15 protein-coding genes are annotated in these 17,762 nt (G+C 41.5%); all 15 read right to left on the bottom strand.

The window, feature by feature from the left end:
- Positions 1-71: 71 nt before the first annotated feature.
- Positions 72-404 (bottom strand): Na+/H+ antiporter subunit G, encoded by a 333-nt coding sequence (locus AN392_RS02695; RefSeq protein WP_008114566.1) that lies wholly within the window; start codon positions 402-404, stop codon positions 72-74.
- Between the two features lie 9 nt (positions 405-413).
- Positions 414-683, bottom strand: coding sequence for a K+/H+ antiporter subunit F (locus tag AN392_RS02690; protein ID WP_008114565.1), 270 nt, complete (start codon positions 681-683; stop codon positions 414-416).
- Positions 677-1,213: a Na+/H+ antiporter subunit E gene (locus AN392_RS02685; protein WP_054202162.1), complete on the bottom strand. Its 537-nt coding sequence runs from the start codon at positions 1,211-1,213 to the stop codon at positions 677-679. The genes AN392_RS02690 and AN392_RS02685 overlap by 7 nt, the downstream gene beginning before the upstream one ends.
- Positions 1,213-2,730: a monovalent cation/H+ antiporter subunit D gene (locus AN392_RS02680; protein WP_055011749.1), complete on the bottom strand. Its 1,518-nt coding sequence runs from the start codon at positions 2,728-2,730 to the stop codon at positions 1,213-1,215. Before AN392_RS02680 ends, AN392_RS02685 begins: the two co-directional genes overlap by 1 nt.
- Complete coding sequence (locus AN392_RS02675) at positions 2,727-3,074, bottom strand: Na+/H+ antiporter subunit C (protein WP_054202160.1); 348 nt, start codon at positions 3,072-3,074, stop codon at positions 2,727-2,729. The genes AN392_RS02680 and AN392_RS02675 overlap by 4 nt, the downstream gene beginning before the upstream one ends.
- Positions 3,074-5,866 (bottom strand): monovalent cation/H+ antiporter subunit A, encoded by a 2,793-nt coding sequence (locus tag AN392_RS02670; RefSeq protein WP_010391400.1) that lies wholly within the window; start codon positions 5,864-5,866, stop codon positions 3,074-3,076. The genes AN392_RS02675 and AN392_RS02670 overlap by 1 nt, the downstream gene beginning before the upstream one ends.
- Positions 5,867-6,120: 254 nt before the next feature.
- Positions 6,121-7,260, bottom strand: a complete 1,140-nt coding sequence (locus AN392_RS02665; protein WP_055011748.1) for a hypothetical protein — start codon at positions 7,258-7,260, stop codon at positions 6,121-6,123.
- A complete protein-coding gene (gene nlpI / locus AN392_RS02660; RefSeq protein ID WP_055011747.1) occupies positions 7,244-8,116 on the bottom strand; it encodes a lipoprotein NlpI in 873 nt (290 codons plus the stop codon). Before nlpI ends, AN392_RS02665 begins: the two co-directional genes overlap by 17 nt.
- Positions 8,117-8,464: 348 nt before the next feature.
- Positions 8,465-10,591, bottom strand: coding sequence for a polyribonucleotide nucleotidyltransferase (pnp, locus tag AN392_RS02655; RefSeq protein ID WP_010391396.1), 2,127 nt, complete (start codon positions 10,589-10,591; stop codon positions 8,465-8,467).
- A 350-nt stretch (positions 10,592-10,941) separates the two neighbouring features.
- Positions 10,942-11,211, bottom strand: a complete 270-nt coding sequence (gene rpsO, locus AN392_RS02650) for a 30S ribosomal protein S15 (RefSeq protein ID WP_006793376.1) — start codon at positions 11,209-11,211, stop codon at positions 10,942-10,944.
- Positions 11,212-11,320: 109 nt separating this feature from the next.
- Complete coding sequence (gene truB / locus AN392_RS02645) at positions 11,321-12,265, bottom strand: tRNA pseudouridine(55) synthase TruB (RefSeq protein ID WP_008114547.1); 945 nt, start codon at positions 12,263-12,265, stop codon at positions 11,321-11,323.
- Entirely contained in the window at positions 12,265-12,672 is a 408-nt protein-coding gene (gene rbfA / locus AN392_RS02640) for a 30S ribosome-binding factor RbfA (protein WP_008467148.1), read from the bottom strand. The genes truB and rbfA overlap by 1 nt, the downstream gene beginning before the upstream one ends.
- Positions 12,673-12,829: 157 nt before the next feature.
- Positions 12,830-15,487, bottom strand: coding sequence for a translation initiation factor IF-2 (gene infB / locus AN392_RS02635; protein WP_054202155.1), 2,658 nt, complete (start codon positions 15,485-15,487; stop codon positions 12,830-12,832).
- Positions 15,488-15,512: 25 nt separating this feature from the next.
- The gene (gene nusA / locus AN392_RS02630) at positions 15,513-17,012 is read right to left on the bottom strand and encodes a transcription termination factor NusA (protein ID WP_010391392.1); all 1,500 of its coding nucleotides are present in this window, start codon (positions 17,010-17,012) and stop codon (positions 15,513-15,515) included.
- A gap of 38 nt (positions 17,013-17,050) precedes the next feature.
- The gene (gene rimP / locus AN392_RS02625) at positions 17,051-17,506 is read right to left on the bottom strand and encodes a ribosome maturation factor RimP (protein WP_008114543.1); all 456 of its coding nucleotides are present in this window, start codon (positions 17,504-17,506) and stop codon (positions 17,051-17,053) included.
- Between the last annotated feature and the right edge of the window lie 256 nt (positions 17,507-17,762).

Below are 17,762 nucleotides of genomic sequence, written 5' to 3'. Positions count from 1 at the left end.
TGGGGACAACCAAAAAACGAAAAAGCCGAATAACAGGTGTTTATTCGGCTTTTAATCGTTTATTCCCAGAACTAATCTTTTTCGATATTATCGAGCCCTTTCGTTCCCTCTTTAGCTTTAAGCTTATGATGAATAGCGGTTTTAATCAGCATATAGCCACTAATAGGTGCAGTGATTAATAGAAATATAGTGATTAATATTTCTTTTACACTTAAGCCACTGACTGAATTAGCAAAAAATACCATAGCAGCGGTAAGTATACTCGCCATACCTAAAGTGGTGGCTTTTGTTGGCCCATGTAAACGCATAAAAAAATCAGGTAATTTAATTAAACCAATTGAGCCAATTAAAATAAATAACCCGCCTAACAGCAGCAATATTGATACGATCCATTCACTTATCATTTTAATACCTTACTCAATTATGTCGCCACGAAGTAAATACTTACATACAGCTACCGTACTTATAAACCCAAGCATGGCAATAAGTAAGGCTGCTTCAAAGTACAGCCCCGTGCCCATACTAATGCTATATAAAATAATCAAGGCAATCACGTTAATGTACATAGTATCGAGCGCTAAAATACGATCCGGTACTGATGGGCCAATAATAAGTCGCCATAGATTAAGTAATAACGACAATCCAACCATTGAAAAAACAATCAGTAATACTGTATCTAACATTGAAATATCTCCTTTAGGGGAGCTTCGTAACGTGCTTTTATTTGTTTAATAAGCGCTTGCTCATCATCTAAATCTAACACGTGAATTAATAAATAACGCTGTACCGGTTCATCGTCTTCATTAAGCGATTTAATCAGCGGGTAAACCTCGGCACTTACCGTACCCGGCGTTAAAGACACGCAGCTTGCTAAAATAGTAATTGGCATTTCATGCATTAAATCTATAGGCACTTTAACAAAGCCTGGACGCAGATTTTTTGAAGGGCCCAGAATTAATAATGCCACTTGCAAGTTAGCCACTATAATATCGTAAAGTACGATTAGTAATTGCTTAAGTGCTAGCCCCGGCTTTAATATCAGCGGTTGCGGGTCTCTAAACGACATACTAAATAACGGTATTAGCAACGCGAGTAGCGCCCCTAATATAATATGCCCTACCGACACACTGTTATTTAACAAGAGCCATACTATAAATAAAAATAGACTACGAAACGGCGTAGGTAACCAACCAAAACGAGCTTGTAAGCGCATTACATACCTCCCTTAAGTACCGCATTAATACCACCACTAATGTCGTGAAGCTGTGTTGCCGCCTCGAGGGCGTACTGTGTTGCCACGTCACCAAAAATAACCAGTAGTATTGAACTTGCCAATAAACCAACTAACACGGTCACTTGTAGCGGGTGGGCATTGGCAACATCGCTAGCATCACCTGTTTTGTCTTTACGCTCCCAAAACAAACTAGTACCTGCACGTGATATAGCCACAATTAGCGCTAAGCTCATAATTAAGTAAACAGGCCAAAATACCAGTGCTTGCTCGCTATTTAAGGTCGTTTTTAAAATCCAAATTTTGCCAACAAAGCCCGAAAAAGGTGGCATACCAATAACGGTTAAACCGGCAATAATAAAACACGCACCTAATAAAAATGGTTGCTTTACTGCACGCCCGCCGACTAATCGATCACCAGCTTTACCTCGTTGTGTTGCAATTAAATCAGCAAGTAAAAATAGCGCCGCAGTCACTAACGTTGAATGCACTAAATAGTAAAGCAATGCAGCGGTGGCATTTATGTTTTGGAGTGCGACTAATGCCACCAACGTCCCTACAGAAACCAGTACTAAATTAGCGGTAAGCTTACGTAAATCTTGTGCGGCTAACACCCCTATTGCGCCAATCACTATGGTGGCAATAGCCAGCGCCCATAACCAAGACTGCGCCATATGCTCAAGTTCGCCAGCTTGTTCACCAAAAATAACCGTGTAAACACGTAAGGTCGCATAAACACCAACTTTAGTCATAATCGCGAATAATGCAGCAACCACAGGTGTGGCACTTGAGTAGGCGTTTGGTAACCATAAATGCAATGGTAATAACGCACTTTTAAGTGCAAATACAACGAGTAATAATAACCCGCCCGCTTTTGCTAAATAAACGTCGTCACCACTTAGCTGCGGTACTTTATTGGCCATATCAGCAATATTTAAGGTGCCTAATACTCCGTATAAAATACCTAAACCAATTAAGAATACGCTTGAACCAACTAAATTTAAAATAACGTAATGCAGAGCAGCGCGCGTTTTGGGTTTACCGCCACCGTGCATTAACAGCGCATAAGAGGCAATTAATAACACTTCAAAAAATACGAAGACGTTAAATAAATCCCCTGTTAAAAATGCACCATTTACCCCTAATATTAAAAAATGGATTAAAGGGTGAAAAAAGCTACCTTGTTCATCATCACCAGCACAGCCATATAAAGCCACGCCAACCCCCAAAAAGGCGGTTAAAGTGACTAACAAGGTCGAGAGCATATCTGCAACCAGTACAATACCAAACGGCGCAGACCAGTTACCTATTGCATAAACAATAATACCGTTATCTTTAACCTGAATTAGCAGTAATACTGTGACTGCAAAGGTTAGAATAGCCATTAAACTAGACATAAATCGGCGTGCAAATAAGCTTTTGCCACACGGTGGAAGCAACAAAATAATTGCCGCTAACATTGGCAGTAAAATAGGCAAAGATGCTAAATGCTGAATCATTTTCTCTCCTTGCGTTTATTTTTAGTTAGGGTGCCATCAACATGGTCGTTGCCTAAATCTGCTCGGCCACGAATAGATAAAATAACCACAAACGCAGTCATCGCAAAGCCAATTACAATGGCTGTTAACACTAAGGCTTGTGGTAGCGGGTCAGCGTAATCAGCGCCAGTCCCTAGTACCACGGCTTTATTAATTGTTAAGCGCCCTGATGAGAATAAAAACAAATTAACCGCGTAAGAAATCATTGTCAGCCCCAGTACCACTGGGAATGTACGCGCTCTTAGCAATAAAAACACGCCACAGGTGACTAACACGCCAACGCAAGATGCGTATAACAGTTCCATTAAATATTTACCTCTTCTTTCTCTGCGTTCGCGGTCATATTACCTAAGCTCGCAAGGATCATCAGCGTAGCGCCAACAACAGTTAAGTACACGCCCAAGTCAAATACAATGGCGCTGGCAAGCTCTGTTTTACCAACAAACGGAATATCAAAGTAATCAAACCAGGTAGTTAAAAATGGCTTGTCAAAGAACCAACTTCCCACACCTGTAAACATGGCAATAGCAATACCTGATGCAATAATTTTTCGATAGTTAACATCAAAGCGTTCATTTATCCACGCAGTACCATGCGCCATATATTGTAAAATAAAGGCAATAGAAGTTACGAGGCCTGCTATAAAGCCTCCTCCAGGTAAGTTATGACCGCGTAGGAAAATATAAGCAGACACTAATAGCGCTAATGGCAGTAAGCTTTGAGAAATACAAGCCAATAAAATAGGATGGCGATCTTTAGACCATGGACGCCCTTCACTATCGCTCGCTGGCATATAAAGTGGAATTCTTGATAACAGTTTAAATATGCCCAGTGCGGCAATACCTAGTACGGTAATTTCACCTAAAGTATCAAAGCCCCTAAAATCAACCAAAATAACGTTAACTACATTAGTACCACCACCGCCTGTTTTGGCGTTAGCAATAAAGAACTCAGAAATTGAATCAAGCGGACGAGTCAGTAAGGCGTAACAAATACTGGCAATAATGATCCCCACGGTAGAGGAGATAACCACATCACGTAAAATACGCAATGAGCTTGACTCTCTTGGCGTGCTTTGAGGTAAGAAAAACAGTGCCAACATTAATAGTATAATAGTGGCTACTTCTACAGTAAGTTGCGTTAAGGCCAAGTCAGGCGCTGAAAAACGGGTAAACGCCACCGACACCATTAGTCCCACAATCGACAGCATTAATAACGACACCATTCGAATTCGATGCCAAATAACGGTAGCAATTGCACCTATTATGAGTAGTCCTGCACCAATTGCGTTTTGAATATCAACCGGGGTATTAGGCACGCTACCAGCTAGCTGCTTCATTTCAAATAATGGCCAACCAGAGGCAAGTAATACAACGCCTAACATTATAAATACATAACGTTGTAATGAGCCATTTTCTGTTGATTGGATTTTGTTTTGACACCAATTGACCACTACCGCTAAAAAACGCTCGAAGATTTTTTTAGCGTTAAAAGGAGGTAACGACGCTTGGAACTGGAACAAGTACTTTCGATTAACGTAAATAAATAAACCACCAATTACCGCCATACCACTCATAAGTAGAGGTAAATTAAAACCATGCCAAATAGTCAACTTGTACTCGGGCATAGCTTGACCAAGTACAGCCAGTGACGCGGCTGATAAAATACCGTCAACGACAAAGTGTGGAAAAATACCTACTAAAATACACAGTACCACTAAGATTTCTATAGGCACACGCATATAACGCGGCGCTTCATGAGGGGTACGTGGTAAATCAATTGGCTCACCATTAAAGAACACGTCATGAATAAAGCGTGATGAGTACGCCACCGACAACGCACCCGCTACAGTTGCCAGCACCGGAATTAGCCACGACATAGAGCCAAGCACTTGCTGATGCAGTGTCTCAGCAAAGAACATTTCTTTTGATAAGAAACCATTTAACAACGGTACACCGGCCATAGCGGCAGCAGCCACCATCGCCAGGGTGGCTGTATACGGTAAGTAGCGCCACATACCATTGAGTTTGCGCATATCACGGGTACCGGTTTCATGGTCAATAATACCGGTTGCCATAAATAACGACGCTTTAAACGTCGCGTGGTTAATAATATGAAAAATAGCGGCAACGGTTGCAAGCTGTGTATCCAGGCCTAGTAATAATGTAATTAAACCCAAATGACTAATCGTTGAATAGGCTAACAACCCTTTTAAATCATGCTTGAATAACGCGATATAAGCGCCAAATAATAACGTGGTTAAACCGGTCAAACCGACTAATAAAAACCAAGTATCGGTACCCGCTAATGCGGGATAAAAACGCGCAAGTAAAAAGATACCTGCTTTTACCATGGTGGCAGAGTGTAAATACGCACTTACCGGCGTAGGTGCAGCCATAGCGTGCGGTAACCAAAAATGAAACGGAAATTGTGCAGATTTAGTAAAAGCACCCAGTAAAACTAATACCAGTGCTAATTCATATAAGTCGTGAGATTGAATAATCGCTTTGCTAGCTAAAATGGTGTCTAAGTCGTAACTTCCAACAATATCGCCTAACAACATTAAACCACCCAGCAAGGCTAAACCACCTGCGCCGGTTACTGCTAATGCCATGCGCGCCCCCTTGCGCGCCTCTGATTTGTGCCACCAGTAACTGATCAGCAAGAACGAGCTAATACTGGTTAGCTCCCAAAATACCCATAACTGAATCACATTGTTTGACATAACAATGCCCAGCATGGCGGTCATAAATAACATTAAGTAGCTAAATAGCTTTGGCAGCGAATCATTTTGACTTAGGTAATAACGGGCATACAAAATAACCAGCAACCCTATTCCTAAAATCATAAATAAAAACAGTAAACTCAAGCCATCTAAGCGTAAGGAAATATCCAGCCCTAAAGCAGGTATCCACTGTGCGCTAAAACGAATGGTTTCTCCCGCGAGAACCGCAGGCGCATGATAAAGTGTAATTGCAAGCGCGGCTAATGGCGCAATAGCCGTTAGGCTCGTTGCCTGATTTCGAGAAAGTTTGCCGGTGCATGCAGAAATAACACTGCCTAATAAGGATAACAGGGGTATCCAGAGCAAAGTCATAATGAAGGGCCTTTTTGAATCATAAAGTTTATCAATTCGCTACTTGTTATTATTAAATACCAAAGTGACTTGGGTATACGTTTTATGTCTGTTTTTTAACAACATTAATACGTACAGTTATACTGATAAACGCAGTTTTTGTCTATAGAAAGCGCCGCTAGCGGGATAATAATCAAACAAAAATGCCTATAAATTCATGAACTGAAGTAAAACAAGCTTAGCTTTTAAACAGTTTACGGCAGAGTCTATAACCACTAAAATCGTACAAATAAATCAGCATTGAGTGCTATATGGGTCTGCCACAAAACACGGTATTGCGCTGATAGCCCTAACTGTTGATATTGCATAATTGACCACTGTGCACTGGGCTTATAAGCAGTGCCACCTTGTTGGCAACTTTGGCTTTTGTGCCACCCTTTGGGAGCATCTGATTTTTTTGCAATAAATAAGTTAGGAGCAACAAACCCATCAAGCTGACATAACCACGCTTGCTTTTTTTCTGGTAAAGCGTACTCATCTTCAAAGCCATTAAAGTGCATTAATTCATGCAAAAAAACCGCGTAGCTAGCCTGTGAATTAATATGCATTAAACCATTTTTTACACTGGCAGTACCTTGCTTAGGCATCATAACAGCAAAATCGAACCCAGTGGGAAGCCGCTTTTTAAGCGATGATTGTTGCCAATTGCACACAGCACGGGAGGATTCAGTACTATTGCAGCTAATTGCATTACCCACATAAACTGGTTTTGAAAAACAAAAGGTATTGAGACTCGGCTCTGGGTTTTGAAAGTACGCGTTACGAAATTGATTGAGCCTGTATAAACCATCACGGTGATCGCTCAACATTAATACATTAAATGTACACTGCTTTTGTATCTCAACTTGCTCGCTTGCAAGTAAAAACCCTAACTTATCCATGAATGATGCACTCAATGTTTCTATGGGTGCTTGTTGCTGTAATTGCAGGTGATAAAAGATATCGCCTTTAGGAAGCTTATTTTGATTTTTTAGTAGCGCTAAATCCTGCCAACGCTGTTGCGAAAATAACGAGTCGGCGAGTTTTTTTTGCTGTGCTCGTGTAATTTTATCCAAACTTGCTTGCCAAAATAGTTTAGCCGTTTCAGTTTGATTATTGCTTAATAATGACAACCCATAGCCATATTGAGCATCCGCTATTTTATTGCGAGCTAAGGTTGCTAAGGCTGTGGTGGGTAATTGTAATATGTGGTTTGCAAAGTAACGAGGGAATTGCCAATAACTGTCAATCACATTGGCCTTGGCATGTAATACTTGCCAAAAGCCAATGCTATTTTGTTTATTACTCGAGCCACTAATAACGCTAGCGCACAGTAATAAAGCACTTAGTTTTAAATAATTAGCCAGCGCTTTCACTGGCCATCAACTCAAGCTCTAAACGCGCATACTTATATTCTATAAATTCATGTACGTTCGTTGCTAGCGCCAATTTAAAGTAATCTGTGGCAATTGAGAGCTCACCTGCGGCTTGGTGCTGTTTCGCTAAGTAAAAATAAGCTTCACATAAACGCTGAGCGTATTCTTGTTGTGAACTTACACCATCGGCTATGCCTGAAAAAAATGCTTTTTCACTCAAATCACCCACATACAAAGCAATAAGCTGATACGCCCATTCATTTTCATCAAGGGCCGCCGCATTGGCTTTTAACGCAGCGATTGCCGCGGTTTTATCTTGTGCTGCTTGAGCTAAATAAAGCCACAATACACGATAAGGGTCGTTAGGAGAGCGCTCCAAGAATATTTTAAAGTCATCCTTTGCAAGCGTGGCTCTATCACCATAGTACAAAGCAATACCACGATTTAAATACGCATATTCATGTTCTTGGTCTAACTCTATGGCTGAATCAAAATACTCGTATGCTTTTTCGTATTGCTGCATCAAGGTATGCTGAATACCCAAAAAGTTATAGACTTCAGCCAAATCAGGCTTAAGTTTAACCGCTCGGTTAAAATCAATTCGCGATAAAGTCGTCATGCCTAAGCTATCAAACAGTACTCCACGGTCATAATAGAGCTTTGCTTGTTGTTCTGTACTCAAGTCTGCTCTGTTTAATAGCTCTGAAAAACGTGCAATGGCAATTTCATTTCTAAAATCTGATGCAAGCGGTGCAGTAAATGGCACATTAATAATAGCAGCGGGTTTAGTAGTAGCCTGACAAGCGCTTAAAGACAAAATAGCAAAAGATGCCAAGGCTAAATGTTTAAGTCTCATTAAAATCCTTAATACCGAGGTAAGTAGCAAATAGATAAGACATAAGCTGTCTTGTAAGGTTCATTCCTGTTATGTGTTATTAATATCAACCGGCATAAATATTTGAACAATTTAACGAATTAAATACCCCTATAACGTTGTTAAATTTCTTTTATTTAGAACAACTAGATATCAAAAATTTTGCCTAGTTATAGAGCAATTTTCTTATCGTTAAAATAAGTCCCATATCCAAGCAGGTTGGTATAAGTATGATGAACACAATTAATTGCTAACATTAAAGCATAAAAAAAGGGGCTAAACAGCCCCTTTTTATACTATCCAGTAATTATCTGGATGAAAGTTTAGCAATTACGCGTCTTTAGACTCGTCAGCTGCAGGTGATGCTGATTCCATTGCTTCTTTAATACTTAGACGTACACGGCCTTGACGGTCTACTTCTAGTACTTTAACTTTAACTTCTTGACCTTCGCTAAGGTGATCAGCAACGTTGTTAACACGCTCAGTGCTGATTTGTGAGATATGCACTAGGCCATCTTTACCAGGAAGAATGTTTACAAACGCACCGAAATCAACGATACGTACCACTTTACCTTCGTAGATAGTACCTACTTCAAGCTCAGCAGTTAATTGCTCAATACGGCTAATTGCATTTGCTGCACTTTCACCGTCTGTAGCAGCAATCTTGATTGTGCCATCATCACCGATTTCAATCGTAGTACCCGTTTCTTCAGTAAGCTGACGGATAGTTGCGCCACCTTTACCGATAACTTCTGCGATTTTCTTCTGTGGGATTTGCATCGTGTAAATACGCGGAGCAAACATAGATAACTCTTCAGAAGGTGCAGAAATCGCTTCGTCCATTACATTTAGAATGTGTAAACGTGCAGCTTTCGCCTGTTTAAGCGCGATTTGCATGATTTCTTGAGTAATACCTTCAATTTTGATATCCATTTGCAGTGCAGTGATACCGTTAGTTGTACCAGCTACTTTAAAGTCCATGTCACCTAAGTGATCTTCATCACCTAAGATATCTGAAAGAACAACAAAGTTTTCTTCTTCTTTAACTAAGCCCATTGCGATACCCGCAACTGAGGCTTTAATTGGAACACCTGCGTTCATAAGCGCTAAAGACGTACCACAAACCGATGCCATTGAAGATGAACCATTTGATTCAGTAATTTCAGATACAACACGGATTGAATATGGGAAGTCAGTCAATGTTGGCATTACAGCTTGGATACCACGCTTAGCTAGGTTACCGTGGCCGATTTCACGACGCTTAGGAGAACCAACAAAACCAGTTTCACCTACACAGAACGGAGGGAAGTTGTAGTTAAGCATAAAGTGGTTTTTGTGCGTGCCAGTTAAATCGTCGATTAACTGTGAATCACGTTCTGTACCAAGTGTTGCTGTTACTAATGCTTGCGTTTCACCACGTGTGAAGATTGCAGAGCCGTGAGTACGTGGAAGTACGCCCGTCATTACATCTAGAGCACGGATCATATCTGGTTCACGACCATCGATACGTTTTTCGCCAGCAGCGATACGGCCACGAACGATTTTCTTCTCAAGTGAACCGAATACTTTACCTACTTCTTGCTTATCAAGCGTTTCGCCTTCAGCAAGTTCGCTTGTTAGTGCTTCAACAACCGCATCTTTTGCAGCAGTTAATGCTTCTTTACGCGCTACTTTATCAGTAATACGGTAAGCTTCGCCTACTTTATCAGCAGCAAGAGTTGCTACTTTCTCTTCTAATGCAACGTTTTTCTCAGGTGCAGTCCAATCCCAAGTAGGCTTGCCTGCTTCTGCTTTAAATTCGTTAATTGCATTGATGATAGACTGTGATTGCTCATGGCCGTATACAACCGCGCCTAGCATTACGTCTTCAGCAAGTACGTCTGCTTCTGATTCAACCATAAGTACTGCGTTATCAGTACCAGCAACAACTAAGTCAAGTTGGCTCTCTTCAAGCTCTTTTAGTGTCGGGTTAAGTACGTATTCACCGTTAATGTAACCAACACGTGATGCACCAATTGGACCGCTGAACGGGATACCAGAGATAGCAAGTGCTGCTGATGTACCAATCATCGCAACCATATCAGGTTGGATTTCAGGGTTTACAGAAACAACAGTCGCGATAACTTGTACTTCGTTTACGAAACCATTTGGGAAAAGTGGACGAATTGGACGGTCAATAAGACGTGCAATAAGTGTTTCGCCATCGTTAGGACGACCTTCACGCTTAAGGAAACCACCTGGGATACGACCAGCAGCGTACATACGCTCTTGGTAGTTAACTGTTAGTGGGAAGAAATCTTGACCTGGTTGAGCTTCACGCTTACCAACAACCGTTACTAGTACTGACGTATCGCCAATGCTTGCTAGTACTGCGCCGTCAGCTTGACGAGCGATAGCACCTGTTTCTAGCGTCACTGTGTGTTGACCTAGTTGAAATTCTTTTATAATTGCTTGCACTTAAAATATTCCTTAAATGTATTTTTAGTATTAATTAAGTTTTCATCAAAGTACCAATTACAGTACATAATTGTATTCAGTTGGAAATCAATTAAGTACTACAATTGGCAATGATGTAAATAACCGTAAATAAACCTTCTTATCTACGCGCCATAGTATATAACAAAGTCAGGTAAAATTGCGAGCTTAGTCCAGAGATAAACGCGTTGCTAAATTATGTACTTTGCTGTTACTTACAATGTGGCTTTTAGCTGATATTTCAAGGGGATTAATCGATGTGGATAGTGGGTATGGGGAAGTTTAGACACAAAAAAAGGAGCTAAAAAGCTCCCCTTTTGATAATCAAGTTCTTAGCGACGTAGGCCAAGCTCTTTGATTAACGCAGTGTAACGCGAGATATCTTTACCTTTAAGGTAATCAAGCAGTTTACGGCGAGTGCTTACTTTACGAAGCAGACCACGACGTGAGTGGAAGTCATGCTTGTGATCAGCAAAGTGACCTTGAAGCTTGTTGATATCAAAAGTAAGTAATGCTACTTGTACTTCAGGTGAACCAGTGTCGCCTTCAGCGCGTGCGAATTTAGCAATGATATCGATTTTTTCTTGATTGCTTAGTGACATAATAACTCCAAAAGTTAAATTTAATAGGTGCTTTAGCCGATCACTAATTCAGCCAAAACGATTAAGCGGGCGTATTCTACCAATTATCAGCATAACTACAAGTTAAACTTTACTCTGGTTGTTGATTAGACAAGCCACGCTTTGATTTTAAATGGCCATCAGGATTACGTTCGCCCGTACCAATAAATATTCCGTCAGCCAGGACTTTAATTGCACCTTCAGGCAGGGCTTTACCCAACACCACAGCTTGACCATGGCTAAATGCCATTCCCTGCTCTTTAGTAATTTCCACAACGGGTAAATCAACTAACGCGGTATCCATTGGCAATAATAGTTCGTCAAGGTAAGTGGAAGGCGCAACGTCTTGTTCTTTCGCTTGATTTAATAACGTTTCTAACTGCTCAAGTGTGACCATTTTATCTGCAGGGTAATGCCCTACAGCACTACGATGCAGCATAATCACATGCGCGCCGCAGCCTAAGTTTTCACCTAAATCATCAACGATAGTACGAATATACGTACCTTTAGATACATGTGCGGTCATTTGTATTTCGTTAGCTTGCTCATCAAACTCATCAAGCGTTAAGCTAAATACGTTAATTTTTCGACATTTGCGAGGAACTTCTATGCCTTCACGCGCATATTTATATAAAGGTTTACCTTCATATTTAAGCGCTGAATACATTGATGGATATTGGTCTGACTCACCTAAAAACTTAGCAATCTCTTCGCTTAGTAATTGGGAAGTAACATTCACATCGCGAGTTTCGACCACTTCGCCATCAGAGTCTGATGTGGTAGTACGTTCACCTAGCTTAGCTCGAACAACATAGGTTTTATCTGTATCGAGTAAAAACTGGGTAAACTTAGTCGCTTCACCAAAACAAATTGGCAGCATGCCGGTCGCAAGCGGATCAAGCGCACCTGTGTGCCCCGCTTTTTGCGCAAAATAAATACCTTTAGCCTGCTGTAATGCCTTGTTTGATGAAATGCCTTCTGGTTTGTTTAACAACAAAATACCATCAACTGGACGGCCTTTACTGCGTCTTGCCATTAGTCTTTAGTGCCTTCTTCGCTATCTGTTTCATCATCAACATGCTTAGCATTATCTTCACGAATGATAGAGTCCACTAAGTTAGAGATGCGCATCCCTTCCATTAATGAGTTGTCAACCACAAATTTAAGCTCTGGCATAATACGTGCGCGAATACGTTTACCTAGTAACGAACGGATATAGCCCGTTGCTTCGTTCAGTACTTTTGCACTCTGTTTTGCTGCATTTTCGTCTTCAGTGTTAAACACCGTGATAAAAACTTTGGCATAAGATAAATCGCGTGATACTTCTACCGCAGACACTGTCACCATGCCTAAGCGCGGATCTTTAATTTCGCGTTGTAGAATCACAGCAATTTCTTTTTGAATTTGCTGAGCAACACGATCAGTGCGAGAAAATTCTCTCATTTCACTTTCCTAAAATTATAACTTATTGAAAAACAATAATAAGTTAACTAAATAATGGATACACAAATGGGGGCTGAGCCCCCATTTAAAATCTTAGCATAGGTTATGTTGGGCTATCGAGGTACGACCTTGAATGTCCAACAACACCTAACAACAATTAAAGACTACGTTGTACTTCAACTGTTTCAAATACTTCGATTTGGTCACCAACGCGAACGTCATTGTAGTTCTTAACGCCGATACCACATTCCATGCCGTTACGAACGTCTTGTACGTCATCTTTAAAGCGACGTAATGACTCAAGTTCACCTTCGTAAATAACCACGTTATCACGAAGTACACGAATTGGTGCGCTACGTTTGATAGTACCTTCAGTAACCATACAACCAGCAATTGCGCCAATTTTTGGAGACTTAAATACATCACGTACTTCAGCAAGACCAATGATCTCTTGTTTAAACTCAGGAGCAAGCATACCAGACATGGCTTGCTTAACTTCTTCGATAAGTGCGTAAATTACGCTGTAGTAACGAAGGTCTAAGTTTTCAGAGTCAATCACTTTACGCGCTGATGCATCGGCACGAACGTTAAAGCCAACTACGATTGCGTTAGACGCTGCAGCAAGAGTTGCATCTGTTTCAGTGATACCACCAACACCAGAACCAACAATCTTCACTTTTACTTCATCAGTAGAAAGTTTAGTTAGTGAGTCTGAAATTGCTTCAATTGAACCTTGAACGTCTGCTTTAAGTACCACGTTAACTTCAGACACGTCGCCTTCAGTCATGTTAGTAAACATGTTTTCAAGCTTCGCTTTTTGCTGACGCGCTAATTTAACATCGCGGAATTTACCTTGACGGTAAAGTGCAACTTCACGTGCTTTACGCTCGTCTTTAACTACTGTCGCTTCATCACCTGCAGCTGGAATACCAGAAAGACCTAAAATCTCAACAGGAATAGAAGGACCCGCAGATTTAATGTCTTTACCGTTTTCATCACGCATTGCACGAACACGGCCATACTCAAGACCACATAATACAATGTCACCTTGGTTAAGCGTACCTGATTGAACAAGGATAGACGCTACTGGACCACGGCCTTTATCAAGACGTGATTCAATAACAACACCTGCAGCCATACCTTCGCTAGGTGCATTTAGTTCTAACAGCTCAGATTGCATTAATACTGCTTCTAAAAGGTCATCAATACCAAGACCTGTTTTAGCTGAGATGTGAACGTATTGCGTATCACCGCCCCAATCTTCTGGGATAACGTCTAGCTGAGCTAGCTCGTTTTTAACACGGTCTGGATCTGCGCCTTCTTTATCCATTTTGTTAACAGCAATGATTAAAGGAACGCCAGCTGCGCGAGCATGCTGTACCGCTTCTTTAGTTTGTGGCATTACACCATCATCGGCTGCAACTACTAGGATTACGATATCAGTCGCTTTTGCACCACGAGCACGCATAGATGTAAATGCGGCGTGACCCGGAGTATCTAGGAAAGTGATCATGTTGCCGTTAGTTTCAACGTGGTATGCACCAATGTGCTGCGTAATACCACCGGCTTCGCCTGAAGCAACTTTAGCTGAACGAATGTAATCAAGCGTTGACGTTTTACCGTGGTCAACGTGACCCATAACAGTTACTACTGGAGCACGAGGCTCAGACTTACCATCTTCGTGGCGGTCGTTAAGTACTGTTTGCTCTAATTCGTTTTCTTTAACGATGATAACTTTATGGCCCATTTCTTCTGCAACAAGTTGCGCAGTTTCTTGGTCAATAACTTGGTTAATCGTAACCATGTCACCCATTTTCATCATTGTTTTTACAACTTCAGCGCCTTTAACAGCCATGCGTGACGCAAGCTCAGCAACTGTAATTGTTTCACTAATACGCACTTCGTTTTTAACATCAGCCGTTGGTTTTTGGAAACCGTGCTGTAATGACGCTGGCGCTTTTAGCTTACCTTTTTTACCTTTAGACGCTGCAAATTTATCTTTTGCTGGCGCTTTTTTCTTTTTCTTCGCACGGCGTGAGCCTTGCTCTTCGCGAGCATCTGCTACATCTTCTGCTTCACGTGCGTAAGTTGAAGTCGTAAGGTGGTGATCCGCGGTTTCTTCGCGTTTCTTACGTTCTTCTTCTTCTTTCTTCCAGCGTGCTGAATTCTCTTCAGCTAGCTTTCTTGCCTCTTCTGCTTGACGTTTCGCTTCTTCTTCAGCTTTCTTCAATGCGGCCTCTTCTGCTTCTTTTTGCAGACGCTCAGCTTCGATGCGATCTTTCTCAGACTTAGCACTTTGCTCAGGGGTCATCTGCTGTTGTTTCGCTTTACGCTCAGCATCTGCTTTGCGTTTAGCTTCTTCTTTGGCTTTACGATCAGCGTCTTCTTTCGCTTTACGTTCTGCCTCTTGTTTCGCTTTCAATTCTGCGGCTTCTTGTTCAGCTTTTTGCTGCTCTTCAAGACGCGCTTTTTCTTCAGCGGCTAGACGTTGCTGTTCTTGCTCTTGCTCAACAGCACTTTTTTTCACGTAAGTGCGGGTTTTGCGAACTTCAACTTGCACAGCCTTTGCTTTACCCGTAGAGCCAGTCACACTTAATGTGCTTTTGCTCTTACGTTGCAATGTCATGCGCGCTGGACCTTCAGATCCAGTACCGCCATGTTGCTTGCTTAGGTGATCAAGTAACGTCGCTTTTTCAGCTTCTGTTACATTATCGCCTGCTTGTTTAGTAATACCGGCTTGTGAAAACTGCTGTAGCAATTTATCAACAGTTGTACCTATATCACCGGCTAGTTTTTCAACATTTACTTCTGCCATAGTCTCTAATACCTCCGTTAATAAATTACTCGTCTGCAAACCAACAAATATTACGTGCAGCCATAATTAGCTCGCCCGCTTTCTCTGCAGATAGCTCTGTAATATCTACAAGCTCATCAATGCCTTGCTCAGCTAAGTCTTCAAGTGTTACTACACCCTTGCTTGCCATAACAAATGCTAAATGACGCTCTAAGCCTTCAAGCGCAAGTAAGTCTTCAGCAGGCTCAGCGCCTTCTAAGCTTTCTTCCGTTTTAAGGGCTTTCGTTGTTAATGCATCTTTTGCACGTGAACGTAATACGTCCACTGTTTCTTCATCTAAGCCGTCGATTTCTAAAAACTCAGAAGCAGGTACATACGCAACTTCTTCAAGTGTTGAGAAACCTTCGTTGATAAGTAATGACGCAAACTCGTCATCAATATCTAAGTTTTCAGTAAATAAGTTAATTAACTTATCTGACTCAGCTTCGTTCTTAGCGCGCATTTCATCAACGGTCATTACGTTTAATTCCCAGCCAGTTAACTGGCTTGCTAAACGTACGTTTTGACCATTACGACCAATAGCTTGTGCTAAGTTATCAGCTTCAACAGCAATATCCATTGAGTGAGTGTCTTCATCCATTACGATTGAAGCCACTTCTGCTGGTGCCATTGCGTTAATAACAAACTGTGCTGGGTTGTCATCGTAAAGTACGATATCAACACGCTCACCGCCAAGTTCTGACGATACCGCTTGAACACGTGCGCCACGCATACCAACACACGCACCTACAGGGTCTATACGCTTATCATTAGACTTAACTGCGATTTTAGCGCGTGAACCTGGATCACGAGCTGCGGCACGTAATTCAATCATCTCTTCGCCAATTTCTGGCACCTCAATGCGGAATAATTCCATCAGCATTTCTGGTTTAGAACGGGTTACAAATAACTGTGCACCACGTGCTTCTGGTTTAACTTCATATAGAAGACCACGAATACGATCGCCTGGGCGGAAGTTTTCACGTGGCAGCATGTCGTCACGGTAAATAACCGCTTCTGCGTTATTACCTAAATCAAGTACGATTGCATCACGCGTTGCTTTTTTAACAACACCCGTTACTAGCTCGCCTTGCTGATCTTTGTACGCTTCAACCACTAAGGCACGCTCTGCTTCACGTACTTTTTGTACGATTACTTGCTTAGCCATTTGTGTTGTTATGCGGTCAAATTTAATTGATTCAATCTGCTCTTCTACGTAGTCGCCCATTTTCAAGTCTGGTTCTTCAACTTGAGCAGCTTCTAACGTGATTTCGCTGTATGGATTCTCTAAAGAACCATCTTCTAATACTTCAGCTATTTGCCAGCGACGGAATGTATCGTAATCGCCAGTTTTGCGGTCAATTGCAACACGTACATCAATTTCACCATCATGCTTTTTCTTTGTCGCTGTCGCTAATGCGAACTCTAGAGCTTCAAAAATCTTTTCTTTTGGAACCGCTTTCTCATTGGAAACGGCTTCAGCAACCAATAATATCTCTTTTGCCATGGGTAATGCCTCGCTTGCCCTATTCCTTCGCACTCGAATTAAAACTTTGCGATTATGTTCGCACGTTCAATGTTACTAAGCATGATTAAATGCTCTGCACCATCGCTAGATAATGTGATCATATCGCTGCTAACTGCTATTAAGTCGCCTTTAAAATTACGACGACCGTCTTGTGGAAGCTTAGTACGCACGCGTACTTCCTCTCCTTGCGCCTGCTCGTAGTGATCTTGTTTGAATAATGGACGATCAACACCAGGAGACGACACTTCCAAATCATATTCGTTTGTAATCGGGTCTTCGACGTCTAAAATCGCACTAATTTGACGACTTGCATCTGCGCAGTTGTCAACTGAAATTCCATCCTCGTGAGCAATGTATACTCTTAAGGTAGAATGGCGACCCGCTTGTACAAACTCAAGACCATGTAATTCAAAGCCTAGCATTTCTACCGCAGGCGTTAACATGGTTACTAAATCTTGTTCAAGTTTTGTCACGAAAATCCTCCATACAAACAAAAAAAGGGCTTATAGCCCTAAAATACTGAGTTTAAATTTTGATTTAATCGATAAACATTAAATCAAACGGTGCAGATACAACAACGCCCCGAACCAAGCGGGGCGTCACACCAAAAAACGCAAAACTGTGTGGCCTAGGGCCAAGCTTGGTTGCGAGTCAGTACCCTGACCAAATTAAACTTCATTAGCTTAAACGCAAAACGCGCATTACTTAGAATGCGCGATATAAAGTAGT

Source organism: Pseudoalteromonas sp. P1-16-1b (assembly GCF_001401785.1).
Classification (GTDB): Bacteria; Pseudomonadota; Gammaproteobacteria; order Enterobacterales; family Alteromonadaceae; genus Pseudoalteromonas; species Pseudoalteromonas undina.
This window is presented reverse-complemented; position numbering and strand designations above follow the sequence as displayed.

Coding starts and splice junctions, on each gene's coding strand:
- AN392_RS02695 (WP_008114566.1), bottom strand. CDS start 404: ATGATAAGTGAATGGATCGTATCAATATTGCTGCTGTTAGGCGGGTTA.
- AN392_RS02690 (WP_008114565.1), bottom strand. CDS start 683: ATGTTAGATACAGTATTACTGATTGTTTTTTCAATGGTTGGATTGTCG.
- AN392_RS02685 (WP_054202162.1), bottom strand. CDS start 1,213: ATGCGCTTACAAGCTCGTTTTGGTTGGTTACCTACGCCGTTTCGTAGT.
- AN392_RS02680 (WP_055011749.1), bottom strand. CDS start 2,730: ATGATTCAGCATTTAGCATCTTTGCCTATTTTACTGCCAATGTTAGCG.
- AN392_RS02675 (WP_054202160.1), bottom strand. CDS start 3,074: ATGGAACTGTTATACGCATCTTGCGTTGGCGTGTTAGTCACCTGTGGC.
- AN392_RS02670 (WP_010391400.1), bottom strand. CDS start 5,866: ATGACTTTGCTCTGGATACCCCTGTTATCCTTATTAGGCAGTGTTATT.
- nlpI (WP_055011747.1), bottom strand. CDS start 8,116: ATGAGACTTAAACATTTAGCCTTGGCATCTTTTGCTATTTTGTCTTTA.
- rpsO (WP_006793376.1), bottom strand. CDS start 11,211: ATGTCACTAAGCAATCAAGAAAAAATCGATATCATTGCTAAATTCGCA.
- truB (WP_008114547.1), bottom strand. CDS start 12,265: ATGGCAAGACGCAGTAAAGGCCGTCCAGTTGATGGTATTTTGTTGTTA.
- rbfA (WP_008467148.1), bottom strand. CDS start 12,672: ATGAGAGAATTTTCTCGCACTGATCGTGTTGCTCAGCAAATTCAAAAA.
- infB (WP_054202155.1), bottom strand. CDS start 15,487: ATGGCAGAAGTAAATGTTGAAAAACTAGCCGGTGATATAGGTACAACT.
- nusA (WP_010391392.1), bottom strand. CDS start 17,012: ATGGCAAAAGAGATATTATTGGTTGCTGAAGCCGTTTCCAATGAGAAA.